Consider the following 25,355-nt stretch of genomic DNA (forward strand, 5'->3'; position numbering starts at 1 on the left):
GAACACGTAAGCCCAGCATGACGACAAAAACCGAAGGTCGCGTCACACTGGCATAATCCGGAACCCAGCCTCAGCGCACGCGCGTACTCTCGGCGGCGGGCGCGCGAACCGATCGGGAAGCACATGGCATACGACCCCTACGGCTACGGCTCTCAGGACCCCTACGGCCAGTCCTACTCCCAGCAGCCCCCCGCCGTGCAGCACCACTACTACGGGCCCTCGGTCCCCGTCGCCCGGCCGACGAACGGCATGGCGACCGCGTCGATGGTGTGCGGGCTCATCGGTTTCTTCGCCTGCGGACTGACGTCCATCCTCGCGATCATCTTCGGGCACGTGGCGCAGAGCCAGATGAAGCGGACGGGTGAGGGCGGCCACGGGATGGCCGTTACCGGCCTCATCCTCGGCTACCTCATCACGGCCGGCTGGATCGTCTTCTGGTTCCTCTACATCCTCGGCCTGGCGATGTTCGCCGCCGAGACGGGCAGCACGAGCACCTACTAACGTCCGGTCAGGCGAGGCGGGGGACGCCTGCGACTTCCACACCGACGCTCGACATCAGAACGGTCATGGGGGTGGACGTGTCCCGCCAAGCCTTGACCGTGCTCGCGAACACGTCCAGGACGGCGCGGAACGACCGCTGGTCGGCGTCGGCGAGTTCGGCCCACGACTCGTACAGCACCACGTAGCCGTTCTTGGCGGGCGTCCACGACAGGTCGGCCAGGCCGTCACCGAGCGCGTCCCAGCCGTCGGCCGTCCCTCCGGGGAGTTCGAAGACGTCCGCGCACAGGCGCAGGAACGATTCCCGGTCGCGGGCGCGGCGGCCGTCGAGATGGAACCCCCTCCAGCCGGCCTCCTCGGCGCGTTCGGTCCAGCTCGTGTCGCCGACCGCGCCCGGCACCGGGGGCGTCCGCCACTGGTAGACGCCCGGTGCCAGCCGTCCCGCCAGCAGCTCGGTCAGTGCTTGGTTCGCGTCCACGTCATCTCCCGGCAGTTCGTGCGCCCCGCCTCCGCGGGGCCGGGGCGACCCGCCCCACCGGCCGCGATCATCCCCGGCCAACGCCCACGAAATCCCCCCAATTTGGGCAGAATCCGGCCACAGCTTCCGGGCACGGATACCCGCGTGCGTCCGCGATCGTCGCACAGCCCCCGCGACCGGACGTCCAACGACGCGCTGACCTGCCCGATCACGGGTGAGCCCCGCCACGGCCAGACGGTCCTTCGCATCGTCGCCAGATCAGCGGCGGTCAGGGGCCAGGAGGGTGGTGAGGAGGTTCACGCCCTCGTCGCGGACGTCCGGCATGCCGTGCTCGATGCCGTGGAGCACGTCGCTCACCGGGTCGGCCAGTTCCCAGAAGCGCAGCTTGGCCTCCAGGCGCGCGTCGAACGGCCGGCCCCGGTGTTCCTGGAGCCGCCGGACGAACCGCCGGTTCGTCTCCGGCCACAGGTAGCACAGGTCGTAGTCGGGGTCGCCGATCCGCACGTCACCGAAGTCGATCAGCCCGGTGATCCGCGTCCCGGTGACCAGGAGGTGGTCCAGGCTGAAGTCGGCGTGGATCAGCGCCGGCCGGCCGTCGAAGTCGCCGTCGTCGGCGAGGTGACGCTCATAGGCCGCGATCAGGAGGCGGGCCACGTCCGGCGGCAGCAGCGGCGCCACCTCGGCGCGGACGAGACGCAGGTCGCCGGTGAAGTCCGCGCGCAGATCCGCCTCGGGGACGCCGAGTTCGCGGGCGCGCTCCACCGGGAACGCGTGGATCGCCTCCAGCAGATCCGCGATCTGGCGGACGGGGCCCGGTTCGTCCAGCAGCCCGCGGGCATGCCATTCCTCCTCGTCCAGCGACTCCCCGGGGACGAGCGGATAGCAGCAGAACACTCCCGGGCCGAGCGGGTTCGGGGCGGTGAACGCGAAGGAGGGGATGGGGACGCCGAGCGTGCCGCCGAGTTCGGGCAGCAGCCGGGCCTCGCATGCGATGCCCGCCGCGCCGTCCTCGCCGCGCGGGAAGCGGAGCACGTACGTCTCCCGCTCCGCCTCCAGGAGCAGCGCCACGCTCTCGTACCCCGCGCCGAGGTGCCGCAGCGGGCACCCCGCCAGGTCGGGCCGGACGTCGGCGAGGGCGGCGCGAACCCTCGGTTCCCACGCTTCGGGGAGGACGACGTTCCTGGTCATCTGCGCTCCTGTCCAGTTCGGGCGGGGGTGATGATGGTGTGGGCTTGAGTCTCTAGTAACTGGAGGCCTCATGGTGGACGGCATGGAAGGCGACATCCGGTACACGATCGGCGAACTGGCGCGGCGCACCGGGCTTTCGGTGCGGACGATCCGGTTCTACTCCGACGCGGGCGTGGTGCCGGCGACGTCCCGTACCGCCGCCGGCTACCGGCTGTACGACGTGGAGGCCGTCGCACGCCTCGACCTGGTGCGGACGCTGCGCGACCTCGGCGTGGACCTCGGGACGGTCCGGCGGGTGCTGGACCGCGAGATCGGCGTCGGGGAGGTCGCGGCGGCGCACGCCGAGGCGCTGGACGTGCAGATCCGCACGCTCCGGCTTCGCCGGGCCGTGCTCCGGGCCGTCGCCAAACGAGCATCCAGTCCCGAGGAGATGGAACTCATGCACAAGCTCGCACGCCTTTCCGACGAGGAGCGGCGGCGCATCATCACCGACTTCATCGACGAGTCGTTCGCCGGGCTCGACGTCGACCCCGACTTCGAGGCCAAGATGCGGTCCGCGCTGCCGGAACTGCCCGACGACCCCGAGCCCGAGCAGGTCGACGCATGGGTGGAGCTGGCCGAACTGGTCGGCGACCCCGGATTCCGGGCGGCGGTCCGGCGGATGGCGGAGGCGCAGGCCGCCGAGATCCAGCGGGGCGGGTACCCGGAGGACCTGGAGCAGCTCGGCCGGCTCACCGGAGAGAAGATCGCGGCGGCGATCGAGAACGGGATCGAGCCGGGCTCGGACGCGGCCCGTCCCATCGTCGACGAACTCGTCGCCGCCTACGCGCAGGCCTACGGCGCCACCGACGACACCGAGTTCAGGCGTGAGCTGCGGAGGCGGACCGAGATCGGCACCGACCGGCGCGCGGAGCGGTACTGGGAGTTGCTCGCCATCATCAACGGATGGCCCACGTGGCCGACGATGACCCCGTCGTTCGAATGGTTCGTCGAGGCCCTGCGCCGCTCCTAGGACGGCACTGGGACGCCGGCGTGGTGGCGGCCACGCCAGCGTCCCAGTGAGATCACGTCCTCCGCGCCGTCGAGCACCCCGCCGGCGGGGTCGTCGACTCCGCCGGACCGCACGACGTCGCTGGACGGGCGCAGCACGTCCCACACCACCAGAGCCGCCAGCGCCAGGACGGTCACGAACCGCGCGAGCAGGGCCAGGTGGTACACGTCCTGGCTGATACCGCCCTCGGGCGCGTCGAAACCCAGTACCGCCGACAGGGTGTCCGGAAAGTCCGCGCCCGGCGTCTGCGCGGAGACCGACAGCAGGAACCACCAGATGCCGAAGAAGTAGATGATCTCCCCGACCTGCCAGGCCACGAACGCGGGCAGCTTCGGGCGCGCCAGGACGACGAGGGGCAGCAGCCACAGCACGTACTGCGGCGACCAGACCTTGTTCGGCAGCATGAACGCGACCAGCACGAGGAACATCAGCTGCGGCAGGCGCGGCCGGCGCGGCGCGGTGAGGGCGAGGACGGCGATGCCGGCCGCGAGGACGAGGAACGTGCCCGTGCCGAGGAGGTTGAGCAGCTCCGTATCGGACAGCGGCTTCTCCAGCCCGCGATCCCCCAGGTAGAAGAAGATCGAACCCCAGTCGACGCCGCGGCCCTGGCTGAAGGTGTAGAACTCCTTCCACCCGTCCCACGCGAAGACCATCACCGGCAGGTTGACCAGCAGCCAGGCGGCGGCGGTGCCGGCGAGCATCCGTCCCATGGCGCGCCACTGCCCGGCGCGGACGCACAGCAGCACCAGCGGGCCGAGGAACAGCAGCGGGTAGAACTTCGCTGCGATCGCCAGCCCGAGCATCGCGCCCGCGAGGGCCGGGCGCCGCGCCGACCAGGCGGCCAGGGCCAGCGCGGACAGCGCCACCGCGAGCAGGTCCCAGTTGATGTACGCGGTGAGCAGCAGCGCGGGGGACAGCGCCACCATCAGACCGACGCGCAGCGAACGCCGTCCCGCCGCGTACGCGGTCGCGAGCACCGCCACGACCGCGAGGACGGCGAGAAGCAGTGCGGTGACGTTGTAGAACGCCATTCCGCGGGCTTCCACACCGAACGGCTGCACCAGCCAGGCGACCAGCTGCATGAAGGCGCCGCTCAGGACCGGGTACTCCACGTAGTGGATGTCGGAACCGGTGAACGAGTCGAAGTACGGGACCTTGCCGTCGCTCAGCCCGCGCACGTAGTAGAGCGGATAGATGTCGGTGTAGCAGGCGTTCGTCGTCGTCTTGATGAAGTCGAAGTTCGCCGACGCGCACGGCCGTTTCTGCAGCCAGCCGAGCAGGCACACCAGGGCGGTGAGGCCCGTCAGCACCGGCGCGAACGGCATCAGCCGGTCCCGGCGCCGGGACGCCGGACCATCCGCCTCATCGCTGTCGGTGTCGGCGGCGGACATCGCGAGCCTCTCGGAAGACGACGACATGGACAGAAAGACTATTGGTCATGGCACCCGCCTCGTTCCGGACGCCCAGGAAACCGGTGCCAGGAAACCGGCGCTCAGAATGCGAGACGGCCCGGAGCCACTTCGGGTTCCGGGCCGTTCGCCTCGCCGCGGATGCCGGGACGGGCGTCCCGCCATCCGCGGCCACTAACTCTGTCTGGTGCCGTCAAAGTTCGGGTCGTCCCCGCCGTTCTGACGGCAGGCGGGATCGTCCCGATGCTCGGGCTGCGCGCACCACCAGTCCTTGTCTCCCTCGGGCGGCAGGTTGGGGTCGCAGCCGACCGGCATGCCGATCCGGTTACAGGGCTCCCCCGGTCCGGGCGGAGGCGTCTGCGAGAACGTCGGGCCCGGCGTGTTCGTCTGGCAGCCCGGCGTCGGGTTCGGCTGGCCCGGCCGGCAGTCCGGCGTGTTCGTCGGGGACGGCGTCGCCGACGGGGTGGGCTCCGGCTTCGCCTTCGCCCACGGCGCGATCTCGCCACCGTAGACCGGCGGCGGGAACTGCTTGATCTCCTTGCCCTCCAGCGCCTTCATCATGAACGTCTTGAACAGGTCGGCGGGGACCGTACCACCGTAGACCTGGCTGTAGTTGCCCACGCCGATCAGCGACTTGCGGTTCCCGTTCTTGTCCTGGCGCCACATCGCCGACGCCGTCGCCAGTTCCGGCGTGTAGCCGACGAACCAGGCCGACTTGTTCTCGTCCGTCGTACCGGTCTTGCCGGCGACCGGGCGGGAGCCGAGGCTGGCGCGCTTACCGGTACCGGACGTGACGACCGCCTGCAGCGCCGACGTGGCGTCCCGCGCGACGCCCTGTGAGAACGCCTTCGTAGGCGTCTCCCAGGGCAGCTTCTCCAAGACCTTGCCGTCCTCGTTCGTGATGGGGTTGCCCTGGTTGTCGGTGATCTTGGCGATCACGTGGGCCTGGCGGTGCTGCCCCTCCGCGGCGAACGTCGAGTACACCGAGGCCATGGTGACCGGGGTCGTGTCGATGACGCCCAGCGGCAGCGACGTGTAGCTGGGGTTGAGGTTGTCGGTCTTCTCGGGGATGCCCATCTTCTTGGCCATCTCCACGACATTGGACAGCTGGACCTTCTGGCCGAGCTCGACATACGCCGTGTTGATCGACATTGCCGTCATCTGCTTGAGCGTGTAGATGCCGTTCTCAGCCCGGTTGTCGTTGGTGAACGTCGCACCGTTGATCGTCCGCTTGTAACTGCCGTCCATCGTCGTCTTCAGGCTGATGCCCTGATCGAGGGCGGTGGCGAGGACGATCGGCTTGAACGACGAACCGGGCTGCACGTTGCCCTGGAACGAGTTGTCGAACTGCTGCTTGCGGAAGTCGGGGCCACCGTAGGCGGCCACCACCCCTCCCGTCTTCGGGTCGATCGCCGCCAGCCCGAAGTGAATGTCCTTACCGAGGCCGTTCTCTTTCCTGATCTGCTTGACGGCCTTGTTGGTGTAGTCCTGCAGGCCCTTGTTGAACGTGGTCTTGATCTTCAGACCGCCGGTCTCCAGCATCTGGTCGTTGATGCCGAGCGACTTCAGCTCCGCGATCACCCGCGCCTCCAGATAGCCGGCGTTCGGGTCGTCCGGGACGTCGCTCCAGTTCTTCTGCGTCTGCGGGAACTTCGCCGCCGCGCGCTTGGACGAGTCGAGCCAGCCCTCCTCGACCATCCCGTCGAGGACGTAGTTCCAGCGGTCGATCAGCGCCTGCTTGGCCGGGTTGGACGCCGGGCCGTAGGTCGCGAAGTATCCGGGGCGCTGGATCATCGCCGCCAGCATCGCCGCTTCCGACTCGTTGATCTCGGTGACGGACTTGTGGAAGTAGGCCCGCGACGCCGCCTGGATGCCGTACGACCGGCGCCCGAAGGGAACGGTGTTGAGGTACAGCTCGAGGATCTTCTCCTTCTTCATCTCCTTGCCGAGGCGGATGGAGATGAGGATTTCCTTGAGCTTGCGGCTTACCGTCCGCTCCTGGCTGAGGCCCGCGTAGTAGTTCCGGGCCATCTGCTGGGTGATCGTCGAGGCGCCCGCGATCTCTCCGCCGGTCAACGCCCGGTACGCCGCACCCGCGATGCCGGTCGGGGAGATGCCCGGCTCGGTCCAGAAGCCGCGGTCCTCGGCGGCGAGGATCGCGTTCTGCACGTGCTTGGGGACCTTCTCGAGCGGGATGTTCTCGCGGTGCGTGCCGATCCGCGCGAGCGGCGAGCCGTCCGCGTACGTGATCACCGATTCCTGCCGGATCGCGTCCTGCTGCTTCTCCGTCGGGATCGGGGTGTTGGCGTACGCGACGATGACGAGCGTCGCCATCCCGAGGATCATCACGCTGACGACGGCGACCATGACCTTCCAGGACGGGATGTACCGCCGCCAGCCGGTCTTCTCGTCCGGGTCGTCCGACCGCTTGCCGCGCCCGTCCTCGTCCCAGAAGCCGCCGCCGCCGGAACCGCCGCGGCCGCCGCCCGAACCTCCGGGGCCGCCGGGACCTCCGCGGCCACCGGAGCCGCCCGGACCACCCGGGCCGCCCGGCCGGCCGCCCGGCCCCGAACGCATGGCCGACGGCGCGGCACGGCGCCGTCCGCCGCCGGAGCCGCCGCCCACTCTCGCGGGCCCGCCGCCCCGTCCACCCGGCCTGCCGCCGGGACGTGGGCCCTTGCCGGGCGCGGGCGAGCCGGACGGCCCGCCGCGCGGCGCACCGGCGGGCGTGCCCGAACCGCCGGGGCGGGGGGCGCCCCTCCGGCCGGGGCCATCTCCGTGTTCCGGTCCGTATCGGCTTCGGTTACTCACGCGACCTCATCAACTGGGATACGGCTGTGCGTCGTCAGAGAGTACTGCTCACCCGGAGGCGTGAGGGCCGGGGGAGCGATGCTCCCCGTCCCCCGCCCGTCCGGACGCACTCGATCATGCCCGCTGGCGTGCGGCAATCCGCGAACATGCTTCATGTCACACCACCGCCTCCACAAGACGGTTCGCACGCGACGGCCCGCCCGGTTCATTCCGGAGGCCTTGACAACGGCAACAGCGGCACGATGCTCGCAGTGTTCGGTTCCATGCCGCGACCACCCCGCGGGCGGCAGGCGCGCTCACCCTGGTGAAGCTGACACCACCACCGGGGCGGCGGGTTGCTCGGCGGCTTGCTCGGGTCGCAGTCGTCGTTGGGGATCGGCGACTGGCACGGCGGCTTCTTGCCCCGGTCGTCGTCACCGTCGCCCTGGCAGCGCGGGTCGAACCTGCCGATCGGCTCGTCGCACCACGGCGGCCTGTCGTCGTCCTTCTTCTTCGGCGGCCTCGCCCACTTCTGCACGATCCCGCCCCACGCCGGCGGCGGGAACGCCTTCACCTCGATGCCCTGCATCGCCTTCACCATGTAGGACCGCCAGATGCGGGCCGGGATCGTACCGCCCTCCACCGTGCCGATCCCGGGCAGGACCACCGACTTCTTCTTCCCGTCCCGCCCCGTGTCGTCGTTGTAGATCGTCACGGCGGTGGAGACCTGCGGCGTGTACCCGACGAACCACGTCGCGACGTTCCGGTCGGTGGTACCGGTCTTGCCGGCCACCGGACGGTTCGGGATCGCCGCCGCCGTCGCGGTACCGCCCTTGACGACCTGCTGCATCGCGTACGTGGCGTCCGCGGCGACCTTCGCGTCGAAGACCCGGCGCTTGTCGTACTTCGGCTTCAGCCGGACCGTCTTGTTGTCGGACTCCTTCACCTGGCGGATCACGTGCGGCTGGTGGTACACGCCGCCGTTGGCGAACACCGCGTAGCCCGCCGCCTGCTCGATCGGCCGGATGTTGTTGACGCCCAGCGCCAGGTTCAGGCAGCAGTCGTGCGGCTCCAGCAGGTCCTTCGCGATCCCGGCGTCCGTCTCGGTCTTGATGACCTCCTCGATGCCGACCTTGCCCATCAGCTGGATGAACGCGGTGTTCACCGAGTCCTTCGTCGCCGTGATCATGTTGATCGGCGTGCCCACGTCATGGCTGTTCGGGACGATCACGGCGTTCGGGTCGTCCTTCGACACCACGTTGCCGTTCGGGCCGATCGGCGTCTTCGACTTCCCCTCGAGCGTGCTCTTCAGGCTGTAGTTCTGCTTCAGCGCCGTCGCCAGCACGTACGGCTTCATCGCCGACCCGCCCTGCGCCGAGCCCTGCCACACGTTGTTGAAGGACTGGTCGAGATAGTCGGGCCCGCCGTAGAACGCCACGACCTCGCCGTTCGCGGTGTTCACCGACACCAGCCCGACGCGGATCTTCTTCTTCGCGAGCTTCTTCGGGTTCACCTGCGAGACGGTCTTCTCGGCCGCCCTCTTGGCCATCGCCATCCGCTTGCGGTCGAACGTCGTGTAGACCCGCAGGCCCTTGGTCGTCAGCTCCTTCTCGTCGATCCCCATCCGGCGGAGCTCTTCCTTGGCGCGCATCAGCATGTAGCCGCGCTGGCCGCCGTACAGCTGGTCGCTGGTGCCCGCCTTCCGGATGTCGGGCAGCCCCTGCTTGATGTACTTGTCGGCGTCGGCCTGGCTGAGCTTGCCCATCGAGACCATGCCCTTGAGCGTGTACTCGTACCTCGCGGTCGCCCACGCCTTGTTGGCCTTGTCGCCCGGGTCCCGGTTGGGGTTCTGGATGATGCCGCCGAGGAGGGCCGCCTGGTCGGGCTTGAGCTTCCACACGTCCGTCCCGTAGTACTCGCGGGACGCGGCCTGGATGCCGTAGGTGTTGCGGCCGAAGTAGATCGTGTTCAGGTACAGCTTGAGGATCTCGTCCTTGGTGTGCTTGTCCTCCAGCTTCAGCGAGATGAACAGCTCCTTGAACTTCCGGCTCATCGTCCGGTTGTTCGGGTCGGAGTAGTAATTCTTCGCCAGCTGCTGCGTGATCGTGGACCCGCCGCCCGAGCCGCCGGTCAGGTTGTCCCACACCGCGCGCGTAGTGCCCTTGACCGAGAATCCGGGGTCGGTGCGGAAGCTGCGGTTCTCCGCCGCCAGCACCGCCTCCTGGACGTGCGGCGGAATCTTGTCCAGCTCGACGCTCTGCCGCTTCTTGCCGATCCGGCCGATCTCCCGGCCGTCGGTGTAGTAGAAGATCGACGCCTGGTCCTCGACGCCCGCGACCGTGGGCTCCTCGGGCGTCGGCGTGTTCGCGTACGCGACCCAGATCAGGGTGACGAACGCCGCGAACCCCAGCGCGCAGACACCGGCCACGACCTTCCAGGACGGGATGTACCGCCGCCAGCCCGACTCCCGGGACCGCAGCTGATCGATGAAGCCGGACTTCTTCTTCGGCTGACCATGCCGTCCGGGCCCACCGGGACCACCCGGCCGCCCCGGCCCACCTGGACCGCCTGGACCGCCGGGGCCTGCCGGACCACCGGGTCCCGCGGGTCCCGCGGGCCGTCCCGCCCCACCCGACCTGTTGGCCGCGCGGACGCCGCCGCCACGGAACTTCGCGGTGACCTTGGAGCCGAGATCCTGGCCGACCTTCCCGAGCTCGCCGAGTTTGCCCTTGACACCGGGCTTGGCGGCCACCCCGAAACCGGCCGCACCCGCGGCACCGGCCACGCCGCCCATCCCCGGCCCACCGGGACCGGCGACTCCGGGCCCACCCGGCACACCACCCATACCGGACGCGCCGGGCATCCCACCACGGTTCGGCGGCCGCATCCCAGGAGGACCGCCCGGCCCACCGGGCACACCCCCCATACCGTGCCCACCGGGCGCCCCGGGACCACCCGGCCCACCGGGTCCCCCTTGCATCCCGTGACCACCGGGCCCAGGTGATCCAGGACCACGCCCCATTCCAGGACCACCCGAACCACCCGGCCCGGACCCACCCGGACCGCCGGGACGACCTCCGCCGAACTGACCGCCAGGCCCACTCGGACCACCAGAGCCCGCACCGCCAGGCCCGCCGGCCCCACCCATGGGACCACCCGGACCACCGGAACCGCCGGAACCGCCGGAACCGCTGTAAGGACTCGCACCGCCGCCGCCCGGGCCGCCCTGACTACCGGAGCCACCAGAGCCGCCCATACCGGCAGGACCGCCGGGGCCGCCCGAGCCACCAGGACCGCCGGGATGGCCAGAACCACCGGGACCGCCAGGACCACTCGGACCGCTGGGACCGCTCGGACCGCCGGAGCCACCCATGCCGGCGGGGCCGCCAGGACCGCCCGAGCCACCAGGACCGCTGGGGCCGCCGGGACCGCTGGAGCCGTGTTGACCGCCGGGGCCGCTCGGTGTTCCGCTCATGCTGGAGCCGCTGAATGCGCCGGGGCCGCCGGAGGCACCGGGGCCGCCGGGCATTGCGGGGCCGGCGTGTCCGCCGCCCGGCTGGTTCGGACCGGTGGGCGGGCGGGAGCCGCCCGGGACGCCGGGGAAGCCGGAGTCCGCGGGGATGGCGGGGCCGGGGGCCGTCGGCGGGGCGCCGGGGTCGGAGCCCGGGCCGCTCAGCGGGCCCGGGGCTCCCGGCCCGCCGGGGACGGAGTGGCCGCCCATGAAGCCCGGGCTCTGGAAGTTGTCCGATGGTCCGGCCGGTGCCCCCTGCGCGCCGGAGTCGTCCGGCACGCCGGGGAAGCCCGCGGGGGACTCGCGGTGGACTCCCGGATGGCCGGGGTCGTCGGAGTCGCCGGGGCGGGGGACCTGCTGCCCGCCCGGCCTCTGCGACCCGGGTTCCGGTCGGGGCTGGCTTGGATTACTCACGCGACCTCATCAACAGGGGACAGCTGGTTGTTGCCGAGGGCCGGGGATCGCTCCCCAGCGTTGCCACGACTCGTGTGCCGTCCGAAGAGTACTGTGCGGGCTGGTGAGCGGGGGGAGCATGCGCACGGCGAAGTTACGGCCTGGCTGGTCAACGCCCCCGCCGGACGTTGCGGTCGGCGGATCCTCCTTGTTCGGCTACCGCTCGGGGCCCTGCTCCCCGTGGCCGAGGACGTACGACATCGCCAGGTGGTTCCAAGCGCAACTTTGACATACTTCCACCACATACACCCTGAATTCGCCGTATTCGCGGTCCATCTCTGCCAGGTCGGCGGTGGCCTTCACGCGTCCCGCGTAGCGGCCCAGCTCATCCCCGTATACGTAGGTGACGTGGGTCAGGGGTTCATGCCGGCAGACGGGACACGGCTTACCGGCCGGCTCCCCGTGGTACTTGGCGGCACGCAGCAGGTAGGGGTGGGCGTCGCAGGCGTCGTCCCTGGTCAGCGCCCCGGACCTCAGCTCCGCGAGCGCCGCCCGCTTCGCCAGGCCGTAGTCGACGACCAGCCTCGGTCTCATCGTCGGCTCCGGCACCGCATACCGGCAGGGTAGGCCGCGCCCGGCCGCCGGGACAGATCGCCACTTGCCAGGAAGGGTCCGGTCTACGTATCGTGTCGATGTATCGAGTCGATACATTGGCTCGATACATCGAATCGAGACATCGGCTCTGCTGAGGAGTGACCGGATGGCGGCCAGGAAGGGCGCGGGCGTGCTGGAGCTCGCCGTGCTCGGCCTGTTGCACGAGTCCCCGATGCATGGCTACGAGCTGCGCAAGCGACTCAACGCCCTGCTCGGCATGTTCCGCGCGTTCTCCTACGGCTCCCTCTATCCGTGCCTCAAACAGCTCTTGGCCAACGGGCTGATCATGGAGGACCGGCCGGAGGAACCGAACACGGCGCTGGCGTTGCAGAGTCGCCGGTCGAAGATCGTTTACAAGCTCACCGCCGATGGCAAGGAGCGCCTCCAGGAACTGCTGACCGAGGCCGGTCCGGCGTCGTGGGAGGACGAGGGGTTCGGCGTGCACTTCGCCTTCTTCTCGCACACCCGCGCCGACGTCCGGCTGCGGATCCTCGAAGGCCGGCGCAGCCGGCTGGAGGAACGCCTGGAGGGTTTCCGCGCGGCCCTGGCGCGCACTCGCGAAAGGGTCGACTCCTACACCCTGGAGCTGCAGAACCACGGGCTGGAGTCCGTCGAACGCGAGGTCAGATGGCTCAACGAGCTCATCGGCCGCGAGCGGGCCGAGCAGGCCGAGCAGGAACAGCAAGCCAAGCAGGAACAGCAAACCAGGTCTTCAGAAACCACACAGGACATGCCTCGGGAGAACGACCGCTGAGCGGCGGCACCGGGGTCGGGTGAAGAAACACCACATGTTCCACAAGAGAGAAGGAGCAACAGGATGGGTTCGGTGCGCGTAGCCATCGTTGGTGTGGGCAACTGCGCCTCTTCGCTCGTCCAGGGTGTCGAGTTCTACAAGGACGCGGCCCCCGAGACGCGAGTCCCCGGCCTGATGCACGTCCAGTTCGGCGAGTACCACGTCGGTGACGTCGAGTTCGTCGCGGCATTCGACGTGGATGCCAAGAAGGTCGGGATGGACCTGTCCGAGGCCATCCACGCCAGCGAGAACAACACGATCAAGTTCGCCGAGGTCCCGCCGACGGGCGTGACCGTCCAGCGCGGCCCGACTTACGACGGCCTTGGCGAGTACTACCTGGACATGGTCGAGGAGTCGGACGCGAAGCCGGTCGACGTGGTGCAGGCGCTGAAGGACGCCGAGGTGGACGTCCTGGTGTCGTACCTGCCGGTGGGGTCGGAGGACGCCGACCGCTATTACGCCCAGTGCGCGATCGATGCCAAAGTCGCCTTTGTGAACGCGCTGCCGGTGTTCATCGCCAGCGACCCCGAGTGGGCCCAGAAGTTCACCGACGCCGGCGTCCCGATCGTCGGCGACGACATCAAGTCGCAGGTCGGCGCGACCATCACGCACCGCGTGATGGCCCGGCTGTTCGAGGACCGCGGTGTCGAGCTGCTGCGTACCTACCAGCTCAACTTCGGCGGCAACATGGACTTCATGAACATGCTGGAGCGCAAGCGCCTCCAGTCCAAGAAGATCTCCAAGACGCAGTCGGTGACCTCGCAGATCCCGCACGAGATGGCGAAGGCCGACGTGCACATCGGCCCGTCCGACCACGTGCCGTGGCTGGACGACCGCAAGTGGGCCTACGTCCGGCTGGAGGGCAAGTCGTTCGGCGACACGCCCCTCAACCTGGAGTACAAGCTGGAGGTCTGGGACTCCCCGAACTCCGCCGGCGTCATCATCGACGCGGTCCGCGCCGCGAAGATCGCCAAGGACCGCGGCATCGGCGGCCCGATCCTGTCGGCGTCCTCCTACTTCATGAAGTCGCCGCCCGAGCAGTACAGCGACGACCAGGCGCACGAGGCCGTGGAGGGCTTCATCCGCGGCGACCTCGACCGCTGAGAGCCTGATCACAGAATCTCCCCGGAACGCCCTGTCAGTGGACACTCCACTGACAGGGCGTCCTTACGTTTGTGAGAAAACGGTGATGTACCGGCCCCTCGTCACGCTTCGGCCCTACTGTGACACCGCCGGTGACTGCGGCCACGTTCCGAGTCTTCGAGGTGAGAACCTGATGGCACGCGAGATGATCAAGGTGACGGTGGGGCTGACGGGGCTGGTGCTCGGGCTTACGGGATGCGCCGGGGGAGGTGACGACGCCTCTGCGGCGGGCACCGCCCGCGACGGCGGCACGCTGAAGATCGTCGGCTCGTCCGACGTCGAGCACCTCGACCCCGCCTCCGTGGCCAGCGTCGGCGCGTACGGACTCGCCCGCACGTTCGCGCGGACGCTGTTCGGGACCCGGGCGTCCAACGACTTCCAGGAGACGATCCCCGTCCGGCCCGACGTGGCCACGCGGATCCCCACCCGGGAGAACGGCGACATCGGCAAGAACCGGCGCACCTACACGGTGCGGCTGCGCGACGGCGTCCAGTGGGACACCGACCCGCCGCGTCCGGTGACCGCGCACGATTTCGTCCGCGGCTTCGAGCGGCTGTGCAACCCGGCGTCGCCGTCCGCCGGCAAGGGGTACTTCATCTCCACGATCAAGGGCATGGAGGAGTTCTGCACGGGTTACGGCTCGGTGGACGCCAAGAACGCCGCGGCGATGGCCGCCTACCAGCGCGACCACGAGATCGAGGGCGTCCGCGCGAAGGACGACCGCACGCTCGTCTTCGAACTGGAGGAGCCCGCGAGCGACTTCCTCCATCTGCTCTCCCTGCCGTACACGGCCGCCGCACCGAAGGAGTACGACCAGTACATTCCGGATTCGGCGGAGTTCAGGCAGAACACGATCTCGAACGGCCCGTACCGGATCAGCAAGTACCGTCCGGGCATGTCGTACCTGCTCACCCATAACCCGGCATGGCGGCAGAACGGCGACCCCCTCCGCGAACGGCATGTGGAGAAGATCCAGATCACGCTCGGGCAGGACTCGCCGGAGACCGTGCAGCAGCAGATCGAGCAGGGCGTCGCCGACCTCGCCTGGGACCAGCCCGTCCCGACGTCCGCGATCCCCCGCCTGCGGGACGACCCCCGGTTCGCCATCAGGGACACCCCCAGCAACAGCCCGTACCTGGTGTTCAACACGCTCAGCCCGAACAACGGCGGCGCACTGGGCGACCGGGAGGTCCGGCAGGCGCTGGAGTACGCCGTGGACCGCAGCGCCCTCATCAAGATCGTCGGCGGCCCGTCGGTGGCCAAGCCGCTGCACACGGTCATCCCGCCCGGCAACTCCGGCTACGCGCCCGCGAACCACTATCCGACGCCCAACGAGTCCGGCGACCCCGCCAAATGCCGCGAGCTTCTCGGCAAGGCCGGTCACACCGGCCTCACGCTGAAGTTCCCCTACCGGACCAACAGCGTCCACAAGCTCATCGCCCAGTCCATCGCCGAGAACCTCGACGCCTGCGGCGTGAAGACCGAACTCAGCGCCGACTCGGGCGGCTCCTTCTACTCCGGCACGATCTCCACGCCCGCGAACGCCCGCGAAGGCAAATGGGACATCGCCGCCCCCGGCTGGACACCCGACTGGTACGGCAACAACGGCCGCTCGCTCATCCAGCCGCTGTTCGACGGCCGCAGCTACGGGCAGAACTCCACCAACTACGGCGGCTACGACAACCCCGAGGTCAACGCCCTCATCGACGCGGCCCTCACCGCCACCGACCCGTCCCGCGCCGCCGGCTACTGGCAGCAGGCCGACCAGAAGATCATGCAGGACGCGGCGATCATCCCCCTGCTCGACCGCGCCCACACGATCTTCCACTCGTCCCGCGTCCACAACGCCTACTTCCTCCCCACCACCGCCGGCTACGACTACACGCGCGTTTATTTGCAGTCCTGAGCTCGGCGGATGGCTGGGGTGTCGGCTGAGGGGGTGGCGGGGGCGGAAGGGGCTCTTTTGGGCAAGGGAGCACATATGGTGATCTGATGCGGGCGGGTGAGTTGCGGGAGATCTTGCGTGGGCGGGATTTTCGGCGGCTCTATGCGACGCGGCTGGCCTCACAGTTGACCGACGGCGTGTTCCAGGTGGCGTTGGCCGGCTACGTGTTCTTCTCACCCGAGCGGCAGACGACCGCGGGCAAGGCCGCCGCCGCGTTCGCGGTGACGTTGCTGCCGTATTCGGTGCTCGGACCGTTCGCCGGGGTGTTCATCGACAGGTGGCGCCGGCGGCAGATCCTGGTGTGGACCCCGGTGCTGCGGGCCGTACTGGTGCTCCTTGTCACGGGGCTGGTCGCGGCCGGGCAGGACGGGGCGGGCTTCTTCCTCGGCGTGCTCGTCGTGCTCGGCGTCAACCGGTTCTTTCTCGCGGCGCTGTCGGCGGCGCTTCCCCTCGTGGTCCGACGCGATCAGCTGGTCACGGCGAACGCGTTCTCGGTCACGTCCGGGACCGTCATCGCGTTCGTCGGCGGCGGGATCGGCTACCTGCTGCGGCTGCTGTTCGGCGCCGGGCATGGCGGGACGGCCCTGATCCTCGTGGTGGCGGCGGCGCTGTTCCTGCTGGCGGGCACGATCGCGACGTCGCTGCCGAAGGGGCTGCTGGGGCCGCACCCGTCCGAGGACGCCGTGGCGGGGCTCGCGAAGGCGGACGCCCCGCGGCTGGTCGAGGCGCTCCGCACCGTCCTGGACGGCCTGGCCGACGGGGCGCGGCACATCGCGCGGCGGCCGCATGCGGCGCTGGCGCTCGGCGCCATCTCGTTCCACCGGTTCCTGTACGGCATCGTCCTGATCATGACGCTGCTGCTGTGCCGGAACCACTTCGCGGACGATCCCGACCAAGGCCTGCAGACGTTCGCGGTGATGCTCGGCGTGTCCGGCGCCGGCTACTTCGCCGCGGCGCTGATCACGCCGGCGGTGGTGCGGCGGATCAGCAAGCAGGCGTGGACGGCGTGGCTGCTGGCCGGGGCGGCGTTGAGCCTGCTCGTGCTGGGGATGCCGTTCACCGAACGTCCCTGGGCGGCCGCGGCGTTCGCGCTGGGCGTCGTGTCGCAGGGCGTGAAGCTGTGCGTCGACACGACCTTGCAGGAGTCGATCGACGACGCCTACCGGGGCCGGGTGTTCGCCGTCTACGACATGCTGTTCAACGCGATGTTCGCGGCGGCCGCAGCGGCCGCGGCGACATGGCTGCCGGCCGACGGACGCGCCGACCTCACCCTGCTCATGGTCATCGCCGCGTACGCCGGGGGCGCGGTCGTCTACCGGTCGGCCGCCGCCCGCAGACCCGCCCACGCCCTCCGCTAGAGGGACTCGGCGATGGCGTGGAGGGCGGCGGCGATGTGCAGAACCTCGTCGTCCGTGCAGACGTAGGGCGGCATCGTGTAGATCAGCTTGCCGAACGGGCGGAGCCAGACGCCGTGCGCCATGGCGATCTCCTGGACGGACGGGACGTCGACCGGCTCCCGCGCCTCGACCACGCCGATCGCGCCGAGGACACGGACGTCGGCGACGCCGGGGAAGTCCGCCGCGTCGTGCAGTTCGCTGGTGAGGATCGCCTCGATGGTGTCCACTTCGTCCCGCCAGTCTCGCGACAGCAGGAGGTCGATGGACGCGGAGGCGACGGCGGCGGCCAGGGGGTTGGCCATGTAGGTGGGGCCGTGCATGAGGACGCCCGCTTCGCCGGATGTGATGCCGTGGGCGACGCGGTCGGTGCACATGGTGGCGGCCATGCTCAGGTAGCCGCCGGTCAGGGCCTTGCCGAGGCACATGATGTCCGGGGTGATCTCGGCGTGGTCGCAGCCCCACAGCTCACCCGTCCGGCCGAACCCGGTCGCGATCTCGTCCAGGACGAGGAGCAAGCCGTGCTCGTCGGCGATGTCGCGGAGGGCGCGCAGGTACTCGGGGGCGTAGAAGCGCATGCCTCCCGCCCCCTGGACGACCGGCTCCACGATGATCCCGGCCAGCTCGCCCGCGTGCTCGGCGGCCAGCCGGGACAGCTCGTCCAGGTACGCCTGGTCGGGTTCCACGGAGTAGCCGAGCGGGGGCGGCGGCGCGAACACGTGCCCGGCGAGGACGTCGCCGAACAGGTGGTGCATGCCGTTCACCGGGTCGCAGACGGCCATGTCCCCGAACGTGTCGCCGTGGTAGCCGCCGCGGACGGTGAGCAGCCGCTGCCGTTCGGGCCGCCCCTGCGACCGCCAGTACTGCAGCGCCATCTTGATCGCGACCTCGACCGCGACGGACCCGGAGTCGGCGAAGAACACCTTCGTCAGCGGCTCCGGGGTGATGTCGACGAGCCGCTCGGCGAGCCGGACGGCGGGCGGGTGGGTGAGCCCGCCGAACATCACGTGCGCCATCTTGCCGAGCTGGCCGGTGACGGCCGCGTTCAGCTTCGGGTGGTTGTAGCCGTGCACGGCCGCCCACCACGACGACATCCCGTCGATGAGCTCGGTGCCGTCCGCCAGCGTCAGCCGGACGCCGTCGGCCGACACGACGGGAAGGGCCGGCGCCGGCGCTGGCATCGGCGCGTACGGATGCCAGATGTGCTCCCGGTCGAACTCCAGCATCCGTTCGGCCTCGCGGGGGCTCATCCGCCCGAGCTGAAGCGGGATCATTCGCCGCGCCCCTCCGTGGGGAGGATGCCTTCGGCGGCGGCCCAGCGGCGCAGCTCGTCCGCCGCGGCCTCCTTGCCGATGATGCCGCGGTCGAGCCGGAGGTCGAGCAGGAACCGGTAGGCCCTGCCGACGAGCGGGCCGGGCGTGATGCCGAGGATGTCCTGGATCTCGTTGCCGTCGATCTCGGGGCGCATCGCGGCCAGCTCCTCCTCCTGCGCCAGCCGCTCGATGCGCGTCTCCAGGTCGTCATAGGTGCGGCGCAGCCGGTCGGCCTTGCGCTTGTTGCGCGTGGTGCAGTCGGCCCGGGTCAGCTTGTGCAGGCGGGAGAGCAGCGGGCCGGCGTCGCGGACGTACCGGCGGACGGCCGAGTCGGTCCACTCGCCGGTGCCGTAGCCGTGGAACCGCAGGTGCAGCTCCACCAGCCGCGAGACGTCGGCGATGACGTCCTTGGGGTAGCGCAGCGCGACCAGCCGCTTGCGCGTCATCTTCGCGCCGACGACCTCGTGGTGGTGGAACGATACGCGTCCGCCCGGCTCGAACCGGCGCGTGCGCGGCTTGCCGATGTCGTGCAGGAGGGCGGCGAGCCGCAGGACGAGGTCGGGCCCCTCCTTCTCTTGCGCGATGGCCTGCTCCAGGACGATCAGCGAGTGCTCGTAGACGTCCTTGTGCCGGTGGTGCTCGTCGATCTCCAGCCGCAGCTTCGGCAGCTCGGGCAGGACCTGCGCGGCGAGGCCCGTCTCCACGAGCAGCGCGAGCCCCTGCCTCGGGTACTCCCCGCAGACCAGCTTGGACAGCTCGTCCCGTACCCGCTCCGCCGAGACGATCTCGATGCGGCCGGACATGTCCGTCATGGCGCGGACGACGTCCGGTGCGACCGTGAAGCCGAGCTGCGAGGTGAACCGGGCGGCGCGCATCATCCGCAGCGGGTCGTCGCCGAACGAGTCCTCGGGCTTGCCGGGCGTCCGCAGCACCTTGTCGCGCAGGTCGGTGAGCCCGCCGAACGGGTCGACGAACTCGTGCCCGGGCAGCCGCGCCGCCATGGCGTTCACGGCGAAGTCGCGGCGCCGCAGGTCCTCGACCAGGGACGTCCCGTACGAGACGTCGGGCTTGCGCGACTTCGGGTCGTAGGACTCGCTGCGGTAGGTGGTGATCTCCAGCTCGACGCCGTCCTTGCGGAGGCCGACCGTGCCGAACTCGATGCCGATCGTCCAGTGCGCGTCCGCCCAGCCGCGGATGATCTCCAGGGTGCGCTGGGGCGGCGCGTCGGTGGTGAGGTCGACGTCCTTGGTCGGACGGCGCAGCAGCGCGTCCCGGACCGGACCTCCGACCAGCGCCAGCTCGTGACCGGCCGCCGCGAATCGGGCTCCGAGATCGTCGGCGACGGGCGCGATCCGGCGCAGCAGTTCGGCGATCGCGGTGCGCCGCGGCTCGGGGGTCACGTTGTGGTTGGGCACGGCCATCGAGCGTATTTCCTTGATAGACGGGCTGACAAAGGACTTTCCGATGATCGGCGGGGTCCGCGCCGGAGTCCTTGCGGGGCCGAAGAAGGACGGGGCCCTTCACATGGCGCGATCCCCGGGTTACGTTCTGGACACCCCGATGACGCCAGCGCGACCGCCGGTGAGCCTCCCGCACGACAACGGTAGCGGGACACGGAAGGGCCACGGCCCGCCGCATGTGCGGCAGAGGCGCATCGTCAGGGTTTTACGTGACGTATGGCGGGGGTTAAACCGGACGTCTCGGGTATGTGGGGATATCCCTCGCAGAGTGTGATGCAGGGGGACACAGGGACAACAGGCACGGGGGTGAGCGGGGCGACCCCCGCGGGATGGAGACGATCATGAAGGACGCTCTGACCATCCACCGCGCGCTGCTCGAATGGGAGGCCGTGCACGAGATCGTCCGGCTGCCCATCGCGCTCGCGGATGCGGACGAACTCCCCCGAGCACTCGGCCTTCCCCCCGAACGATGCCTGGTGACGCGCGTCTACTCCTGCGACGGCGTCTACCGGGGCCGCCGGTTCCTCGCCGGAGTGATCGCCCCGGCGGGTGAGCGCCCGTCCATGGAGGCGGTACGGCTCACCGTCGGAGCCGAGACCGTCCAGCCGGCCCACGCCGACGTCGTCAACGCCGTCACCGAATACGCGGCGGGCCTCGTCTGCCCCCTCCTCCTGCCGGACGACATGCCCCTGCTCATCGACCAGCGCGTCATCGACACCCTCCCGGCCGACGACGTCGTCTACACGGCGACCGGCGAAGCGTCCACCGCCTTGGGCATCAGACGCCGAACCCTCTACGCCCTCTCCCACGCGAAGCCGGCGGACCTCTCCACCCCGTCCACCGCGACTCCCACCACCCACGCCCCACGCCACCCGGTCCCCTGACCACCCGGTCCGCTGACCGTCCAAGCCGCCCCGACCCGGCCAGAAGAGCACCAGGGACGCCCGGGGCCAGGGCCTGACGCCGAGGGCCGCCGCAAGCAAGACTCCGATGCCATAAACTCCCGAGTGTGGTGCGGGATATCCATGCCCGCCGTCCGGAGGCGGCCAGGTCCGTTGCCGTTGCGGCTTTCGTAGTCGGTGCGGTGTCGGGCGGCGCGCCCTGCGCGGATTCGGCGTGAGAAGGATCAAACGTGCGGTCGCGCTGGCCGCTCTGCTGCCCTGCATCGCGTGGGCGGCGCCACCGGTCCTGGTTCCGCCGGCCGCGGCGGACGCACGCGTTGAGAAGCGGGCCCAGGTGGGGATCGCGCTGACGAAGGTCGGCCCCAAGACCGTGAACGCGAACTCGAAGATCCAGATCTCGGGTGTGGCGAAGAACCGGTCGGACCAGCGCTTGGACGGCCTCACGATGAGGCTGCGTTACAGCGCGCAGCCGGTCGTCAGCCGCAGCCAGCTCGACCAGTACGCGTCCGGCCGGCCGCAGCTGATGCCCAACATCGGCCCGCAGCAGCGGCTCGCGAACATCGCGGCGCCCGGCGCGAAGCAGAACTGGACGTTCAAGACCAGCACCAAGGCGCTGCAGCTGCGCGCCCCCGGAGTCACGCCGGGCGTCTACCCGGTGGGCGTCGAGGTGCTGAACTCGGCGCAGCAGGTGGTCGGCGGCCTGACCACGTTCGTGACGTACATGCCGGAGAAGCCGCGGTTCAAGCCGGTGGCGATCAGCTGGGTGTGGCCGCTGATCGACCGGATGCACCGCACGAACGACCGGACGTTCTTCGACGACCGGCTCACCGAGGACATGGCGCCCGGCGGGCGGCTCGGCTCGCTGGTCGAGGCGGCCGCCGCGACCGGCACGCCGGTCACGTGGGGGATCGACCCGGCTCTGCTGGACGACGCGCAGCGGATGGCGTCCGGTGAGTACACCGTGAACCCGTTCGGCGCGAAGAAGGGGACGCGGAAGGAGAAGAGCAAGGTCGCGGCGACATGGCTGGCGTCGTTGAAGGAGGCCGTCAAGGACGACCCCTACTTCGCCGTCCCGTACGGCGACCCCGACGTCGTCGCGCTCGTCCGCCACAAGACGCCCCGCGACATCGGTGTCGCGTTCGACGACCGGAACACCGGTGTCGCGACGAAGGTCCTCGGCCGGGCGGCGAACGCGCATGTCGCGTGGCCGCCGTACGGCGCGGCGGGGCCCGGGACGCTCGAACAGCTCGCCAAGCACGAGCTGAAGGACGGCGGAACGTTCCTGATGAGCAGTTCGCAGTTCCAGAACCCGCCGCCGGGTTCGCTGCCGAACGCCACCACGACGATCCAGACCCGGGTGGGCAAGAAGAACGCCCTGCTGTACGACGCCAAGCTCAACCAGATCGTCAGCGAGGGTTCGGGCTCCGCCGCAGGGGCGCTGATGACCGAGCAGCGTTTCCTCGCCGAGACGGCGATGATCGCGGCGGAGGCGCCGAACCTGCAGCGCACCGTGGTCGTCGCCCCCGACCGGTACTGGGACCCGGCGCCCGGCCTCGCCGAGAACCTGCTGGACTACTCCGCGGACGCGGACTGGCTGCGCGAGCTGCCGCTGAGCAAGATCGAGTCGGCCGAGCCCCAGCCGAGGGTGTTCAACGGCTACCCCGACGCCTACGAGCGGTACGAGCTCGGTGACGCGCACCTGGAGCAGGTGCGGGCCATCGCCCGCCGGGCCGCGACGTTCCAGTCCGTGATGACGGGCCAGGTCAACATTTCCTACGAGCGCGCCCTGCTGCGTCTGGAGTCGGTGGCGTGGCGGTTGTCGCACGGCCACGCCAAGCGGGCCCGCAACGAACTCGCGGACCAGCTCGAAGCGGACATGAACCAGGTCCGCATCGTCACCACGAAGAACAAACGGGTACTGATGGGCGGCAGCTCGGGCAAGCTGCCGGTGCTCGTGGAGAACACGCTGAGCAACCAGTCGGTGAAGGTCCGGCTCGTCGCGACGTCGGAGAACACCGCGAAGCTGCAGCTCGGGCAGCTGGACCCCGAGGAGGCGGTCATCGAGCTGCGGCCCGGGGAGCGGGCGCAGCGGTGGATCCCGGCGCAGGCCGCGGGCAACGGCAACTTCCGCGTGCAGCTGGAACTGATGATCCCCGGCTCCGGCGGCCGGACGTTCGGCGGCGGCGAGACCATCACCGTCGTCACCACCGGGTACGGGCGCATCGCCTTGCTCATCACGGGCGGCGGACTTGCCGTACTCTTCGTGGGCGTCGGAGTGCGGGCCATCAGAGCAAGGCGCCGCCGGAATTCGGAGGCAGCCGGTGACGGACCGACCGGAACGGGACCAGCAGGGACCGCAGAACAGGGGAACGGGTTCCCCGGCACCGCGTTCGCAGGGCCCGGGGTATCCGCCTCCGCCGAATTCCCCGGGGCACCAGGGGCACCCGGGCCAGGGCTACCCGGCACCGGGCGGCCCCCAGGGACAGGGATATCCCCAGGGCCCGCCGCCACAGGGGCCCCAGCCCCAGGGACCGCCGCCCCAGGGGTATCCGGCGCCGCAGAACCCGGGGACGGGATATCCGAGCCCGCCGCCGACGGGAGCTCCGCCGGGCGCGGGAAACACGCCGCCGGCAATGGGGAACGTCGCGGCCGAGACGGCGATTGACGTTCCCATCCCGAGCGGGCAGCCGCCCGCGGGTGAAACGGTCGTCGACACGCTTCCGGGCGAGAGCCCCCGCGAAGGGGGCGCGGGCCGCAGGGATTCGGGCGGCGGCATCCTGCGGTCCGGCGCGATCATGGCGGTCGGCACGCTCGCGTCCCGTGTCACCGGGTTCCTGCGGACGGCGGTCATCGTCGCCGCGCTCGGCACCGGCATGCTCGCCAACGCCTACAACACCGCCAACACGATCCCCAACCAGATCTACGACCTGCTGCTCGGCGGCATCCTCGTCAGCGTCATCGTCCCGCTGCTGGTGCGGGCCAAAGAACGCGACCGCGCCTACGGCGAACGGTACGAACAGCGGGTCTTCACCCTCGCGGTGATCGGCCTCGGCGTCCTGACCGGCGTCGCGGTGCTGTGCGCTCCGCTGTTCATCGACGTCCTGGCGGGCAGTTACACCGGCGACCAGCGGGCCGTCGCGGTCATGTTCGCGCGGTTCTTCCTTCCGCAGCTGTTCTTCTACGGCATCGGGGCGTTCGCGGGGGCCATCCTCAACACGCGCGGCAGTTTCGGCGCGCCGATGTGGGCGCCGGTCCTGAACAACCTCGTGGTGATCGGGGTCGGCGGCGCGTTCCTGGCGATCACGTCCGGAGCGGTCGACCCGTCCGGCATCTCCGACCGGCAGATGCTGCTGCTGTCCATCGGCACCACCGGCGGGATCGTGCTGCAGACGATCGCGCTGTGGCCGTCCCTGCGCCGCGCCGGGTTCCGGTGGCGGCCCCGCCTGGACTTCCAGCGCGGCGAGCTCGGCGAGGTCGGGCGCATGGCCGGGTGGACGCTGGTGTACGTCATGGCCACCCAGGCCGCGCTCGCCGTGGTGACCGCCCTGTCGAACAGCGCGGGGAACCTCGCCGTGGACGAGGGCATCGGCGAGGGCTACGGCTACACGCCGTACTTCAACGCCTACCAGCTCTTCCAGCTGCCCTACGCCATCGTCGGGGTCTCGGTGATCACCGCGCTGCTGCCGCGGATGAGCCGGTTCGCCGCCGAGGGCAAGACCGCCGACGTGCGCGCCGCGTTCTCCACCGGGCTGCGGCTCTCCTCGGTGATCATCATGCCGGCGGCGGCGCTGATGCTGGTGCTCGGCCCGGAGATCACCACGGTGCTGTTCGCGCACGGCAACACCTCGCCCGATGACGCCCTGGTCATCGCGCGGGTGATGCAGATGTTCGCGATCGCGCTCGTGCCGTTCTCCACCTACCAGCTGATGCTGCGGGTCTTCTACGCCCACGGCGACACCAAGACGCCCGCGCTGATCGGCATGGTGACCGTCACCGCCAACATCATCATGGCGTTCACCGCCTACAGCGTCCTCGGCGTCAAGTGGATCGTGGTCGGCATCGCCGGCGGGTTCGCGCTCGCCAACGTGGCCGGCGGCCTCACGTGCTGGCTGGTGCTGCGCCGCAAGCTCGGCGGCATCGACGGACGGCGCATCGTCGGCGGACACCTGAAGCTCCTCGTCGCCATCTGGCCGCTGGTCGGGTTCGCCTACGCCGCGCAGAGGGTCGCCGACGCCCTCGGCGACACCACCGCGACGCTCCCGGCACTGGTCACACTGGTCGTCGGCTCCACCGGCGGCGGCCTGCTGTACCTGCTGTTCGCCAAGCTGATGCGGGTGGACGAGGTCCAGATGGCGATCTCCACGTTCGCCCGCAAGCTCCCCGGACGCTGAGCCGCGACCGGAAAGCCGGGCAAAGCAAAAAAGGACGCGCGG

At 70.1% G+C, this 25,355-nt stretch carries 17 protein-coding genes; 9 read left to right on the forward strand and 8 right to left on the reverse strand.

Features of this window, described 5'->3' with window-relative positions; all coding sequences use genetic code 11:
- The first annotated feature begins 123 nt into the window (after window positions 1–123).
- Complete coding sequence (locus AB0C35_RS11270; RefSeq protein ID WP_358453213.1) at window positions 124–501, forward strand: DUF4190 domain-containing protein; 378 nt, start codon at window positions 124–126, stop codon at window positions 499–501.
- Between the two features lie 7 nt (window positions 502–508).
- Here AB0C35_RS11270 and AB0C35_RS11275 read toward each other — a convergent pair whose 3' ends face one another.
- Together AB0C35_RS11275 and AB0C35_RS11280 are read right to left on the reverse strand one after the other, a co-directional pair.
- The gene (locus AB0C35_RS11275) at window positions 509–976 is read right to left on the reverse strand and encodes a barstar family protein (RefSeq protein WP_358453216.1); all 468 of its coding nucleotides are present in this window, start codon (window positions 974–976) and stop codon (window positions 509–511) included.
- Window positions 977–1,234: 258 nt separating this feature from the next.
- Window positions 1,235–2,164 carry an aminoglycoside phosphotransferase family protein gene (locus tag AB0C35_RS11280; protein ID WP_358453219.1) on the reverse strand — a complete coding sequence of 310 codons (930 nt, stop codon included), beginning with the start codon at window positions 2,162–2,164 and terminating at the stop codon, window positions 1,235–1,237.
- A gap of 70 nt (window positions 2,165–2,234) precedes the next feature.
- Here AB0C35_RS11280 and AB0C35_RS11285 point away from each other — a divergent pair, with 70 nt between their 5' ends.
- Window positions 2,235–3,176 (forward strand): MerR family transcriptional regulator, encoded by a 942-nt coding sequence (locus AB0C35_RS11285; RefSeq protein WP_358453222.1) that lies wholly within the window; start codon window positions 2,235–2,237, stop codon window positions 3,174–3,176.
- On the opposite strand, the gene AB0C35_RS11290 is transcribed toward AB0C35_RS11285, so the two are convergent.
- The 4 genes from AB0C35_RS11290 to AB0C35_RS11305 form a co-directional block, all read right to left on the reverse strand.
- Window positions 3,173–4,633, reverse strand: coding sequence for a glycosyltransferase 87 family protein (locus tag AB0C35_RS11290; protein ID WP_358453225.1), 1,461 nt, complete (start codon window positions 4,631–4,633; stop codon window positions 3,173–3,175). The two genes, AB0C35_RS11285 and AB0C35_RS11290, sit on opposite strands and share 4 nt — an antisense overlap.
- A gap of 165 nt (window positions 4,634–4,798) precedes the next feature.
- Complete coding sequence (locus tag AB0C35_RS11295) at window positions 4,799–7,201, reverse strand: transglycosylase domain-containing protein (RefSeq protein ID WP_358453228.1); 2,403 nt, start codon at window positions 7,199–7,201, stop codon at window positions 4,799–4,801.
- Window positions 7,202–7,640: 439 nt separating this feature from the next.
- Window positions 7,641–10,199, reverse strand: a complete 2,559-nt coding sequence (locus tag AB0C35_RS11300; protein ID WP_358453231.1) for a transglycosylase domain-containing protein — start codon at window positions 10,197–10,199, stop codon at window positions 7,641–7,643.
- Between the two features lie 1,335 nt (window positions 10,200–11,534).
- On the reverse strand, window positions 11,535–11,912 hold the full coding sequence (locus AB0C35_RS11305) for a DUF5318 family protein (RefSeq protein ID WP_358453234.1): 378 nt from the start codon (window positions 11,910–11,912) through the stop codon (window positions 11,535–11,537).
- A gap of 166 nt (window positions 11,913–12,078) precedes the next feature.
- Between AB0C35_RS11305 and AB0C35_RS11310 the strand changes: the two genes are divergently transcribed.
- The 4 genes from AB0C35_RS11310 to AB0C35_RS11325 all read left to right on the forward strand — a co-directional run bounded on the left by AB0C35_RS11310 (window position 12,079) and on the right by AB0C35_RS11325 (window position 17,211).
- A complete protein-coding gene (locus tag AB0C35_RS11310; RefSeq protein WP_358453237.1) occupies window positions 12,079–12,726 on the forward strand; it encodes a PadR family transcriptional regulator in 648 nt (215 codons plus the stop codon).
- A 63-nt stretch (window positions 12,727–12,789) separates the two neighbouring features.
- Window positions 12,790–13,869, forward strand: a complete 1,080-nt coding sequence (locus AB0C35_RS11315) for an inositol-3-phosphate synthase (protein ID WP_358453240.1) — start codon at window positions 12,790–12,792, stop codon at window positions 13,867–13,869.
- Between the two features lie 172 nt (window positions 13,870–14,041).
- Entirely contained in the window at window positions 14,042–15,814 is a 1,773-nt protein-coding gene (locus AB0C35_RS11320; protein ID WP_358453243.1) for an ABC transporter substrate-binding protein, read from the forward strand.
- 86 nt (window positions 15,815–15,900) lie between these two features.
- Window positions 15,901–17,211 (forward strand): MFS transporter, encoded by a 1,311-nt coding sequence (locus tag AB0C35_RS11325; protein ID WP_358453246.1) that lies wholly within the window; start codon window positions 15,901–15,903, stop codon window positions 17,209–17,211.
- On the opposite strand, the gene AB0C35_RS11330 is transcribed toward AB0C35_RS11325, so the two are convergent.
- Together AB0C35_RS11330 and AB0C35_RS11335 are read right to left on the reverse strand one after the other, a co-directional pair.
- Window positions 17,208–18,521, reverse strand: coding sequence for an adenosylmethionine--8-amino-7-oxononanoate transaminase (locus AB0C35_RS11330; protein ID WP_358453249.1), 1,314 nt, complete (start codon window positions 18,519–18,521; stop codon window positions 17,208–17,210). The genes AB0C35_RS11325 and AB0C35_RS11330 overlap by 4 nt on opposite strands.
- Window positions 18,518–19,981 (reverse strand): CCA tRNA nucleotidyltransferase, encoded by a 1,464-nt coding sequence (locus AB0C35_RS11335; protein WP_358453252.1) that lies wholly within the window; start codon window positions 19,979–19,981, stop codon window positions 18,518–18,520. The genes AB0C35_RS11330 and AB0C35_RS11335 overlap by 4 nt, the downstream gene beginning before the upstream one ends.
- A gap of 380 nt (window positions 19,982–20,361) precedes the next feature.
- On the opposite strand from AB0C35_RS11335, the gene AB0C35_RS11340 reads away from it, so the two are divergent.
- The 3 genes from AB0C35_RS11340 to murJ all read left to right on the forward strand — a co-directional run bounded on the left by AB0C35_RS11340 (window position 20,362) and on the right by murJ (window position 25,313).
- Window positions 20,362–20,904 carry a YbaK/EbsC family protein gene (locus AB0C35_RS11340; protein ID WP_358453255.1) on the forward strand — a complete coding sequence of 181 codons (543 nt, stop codon included), beginning with the start codon at window positions 20,362–20,364 and terminating at the stop codon, window positions 20,902–20,904.
- A gap of 232 nt (window positions 20,905–21,136) precedes the next feature.
- Complete coding sequence (locus tag AB0C35_RS11345; RefSeq protein ID WP_358453258.1) at window positions 21,137–23,587, forward strand: DUF6049 family protein; 2,451 nt, start codon at window positions 21,137–21,139, stop codon at window positions 23,585–23,587.
- Complete coding sequence (gene murJ, locus AB0C35_RS11350; RefSeq protein WP_358453261.1) at window positions 23,556–25,313, forward strand: murein biosynthesis integral membrane protein MurJ; 1,758 nt, start codon at window positions 23,556–23,558, stop codon at window positions 25,311–25,313. Before AB0C35_RS11345 ends, murJ begins: the two co-directional genes overlap by 32 nt.
- Window positions 25,314–25,355 lie beyond the last annotated feature (42 nt).

Origin of the sequence: Spirillospora sp. NPDC048819, from assembly GCF_040650055.1 — a bacterium.
GTDB lineage: Bacteria > Actinomycetota > Actinomycetes > Streptosporangiales > Streptosporangiaceae > Spirillospora.

Bases quoted from the DNA above. Each gene is read 5' to 3' on its own strand.
- AB0C35_RS11310 (WP_358453237.1), top strand. From the start codon at position 12,079: ATGGCGGCCAGGAAGGGCGCGGGCGTGCTGGAGCTCGCCGTGCTCGGC.
- AB0C35_RS11280 (WP_358453219.1), bottom strand. From the start codon at position 2,164: ATGACCAGGAACGTCGTCCTCCCCGAAGCGTGGGAACCGAGGGTTCGC.
- AB0C35_RS11340 (WP_358453255.1), top strand. From the start codon at position 20,362: ATGAAGGACGCTCTGACCATCCACCGCGCGCTGCTCGAATGGGAGGCC.
- murJ (WP_358453261.1), top strand. From the start codon at position 23,556: ATGGGGAACGTCGCGGCCGAGACGGCGATTGACGTTCCCATCCCGAGC.
- AB0C35_RS11330 (WP_358453249.1), bottom strand. From the start codon at position 18,521: ATGATCCCGCTTCAGCTCGGGCGGATGAGCCCCCGCGAGGCCGAACGG.
- AB0C35_RS11290 (WP_358453225.1), bottom strand. From the start codon at position 4,633: ATGTCGTCGTCTTCCGAGAGGCTCGCGATGTCCGCCGCCGACACCGAC.
- AB0C35_RS11335 (WP_358453252.1), bottom strand. From the start codon at position 19,981: ATGGCCGTGCCCAACCACAACGTGACCCCCGAGCCGCGGCGCACCGCG.
- AB0C35_RS11295 (WP_358453228.1), bottom strand. From the start codon at position 7,201: ATGCGTTCGGGGCCGGGCGGCCGGCCGGGCGGCCCGGGTGGTCCGGGC.
- AB0C35_RS11315 (WP_358453240.1), top strand. From the start codon at position 12,790: ATGGGTTCGGTGCGCGTAGCCATCGTTGGTGTGGGCAACTGCGCCTCT.
- AB0C35_RS11285 (WP_358453222.1), top strand. From the start codon at position 2,235: ATGGTGGACGGCATGGAAGGCGACATCCGGTACACGATCGGCGAACTG.
- AB0C35_RS11320 (WP_358453243.1), top strand. From the start codon at position 14,042: ATGGCACGCGAGATGATCAAGGTGACGGTGGGGCTGACGGGGCTGGTG.
- AB0C35_RS11270 (WP_358453213.1), top strand. From the start codon at position 124: ATGGCATACGACCCCTACGGCTACGGCTCTCAGGACCCCTACGGCCAG.
- AB0C35_RS11325 (WP_358453246.1), top strand. From the start codon at position 15,901: ATGCGGGCGGGTGAGTTGCGGGAGATCTTGCGTGGGCGGGATTTTCGG.
- AB0C35_RS11305 (WP_358453234.1), bottom strand. From the start codon at position 11,912: ATGAGACCGAGGCTGGTCGTCGACTACGGCCTGGCGAAGCGGGCGGCG.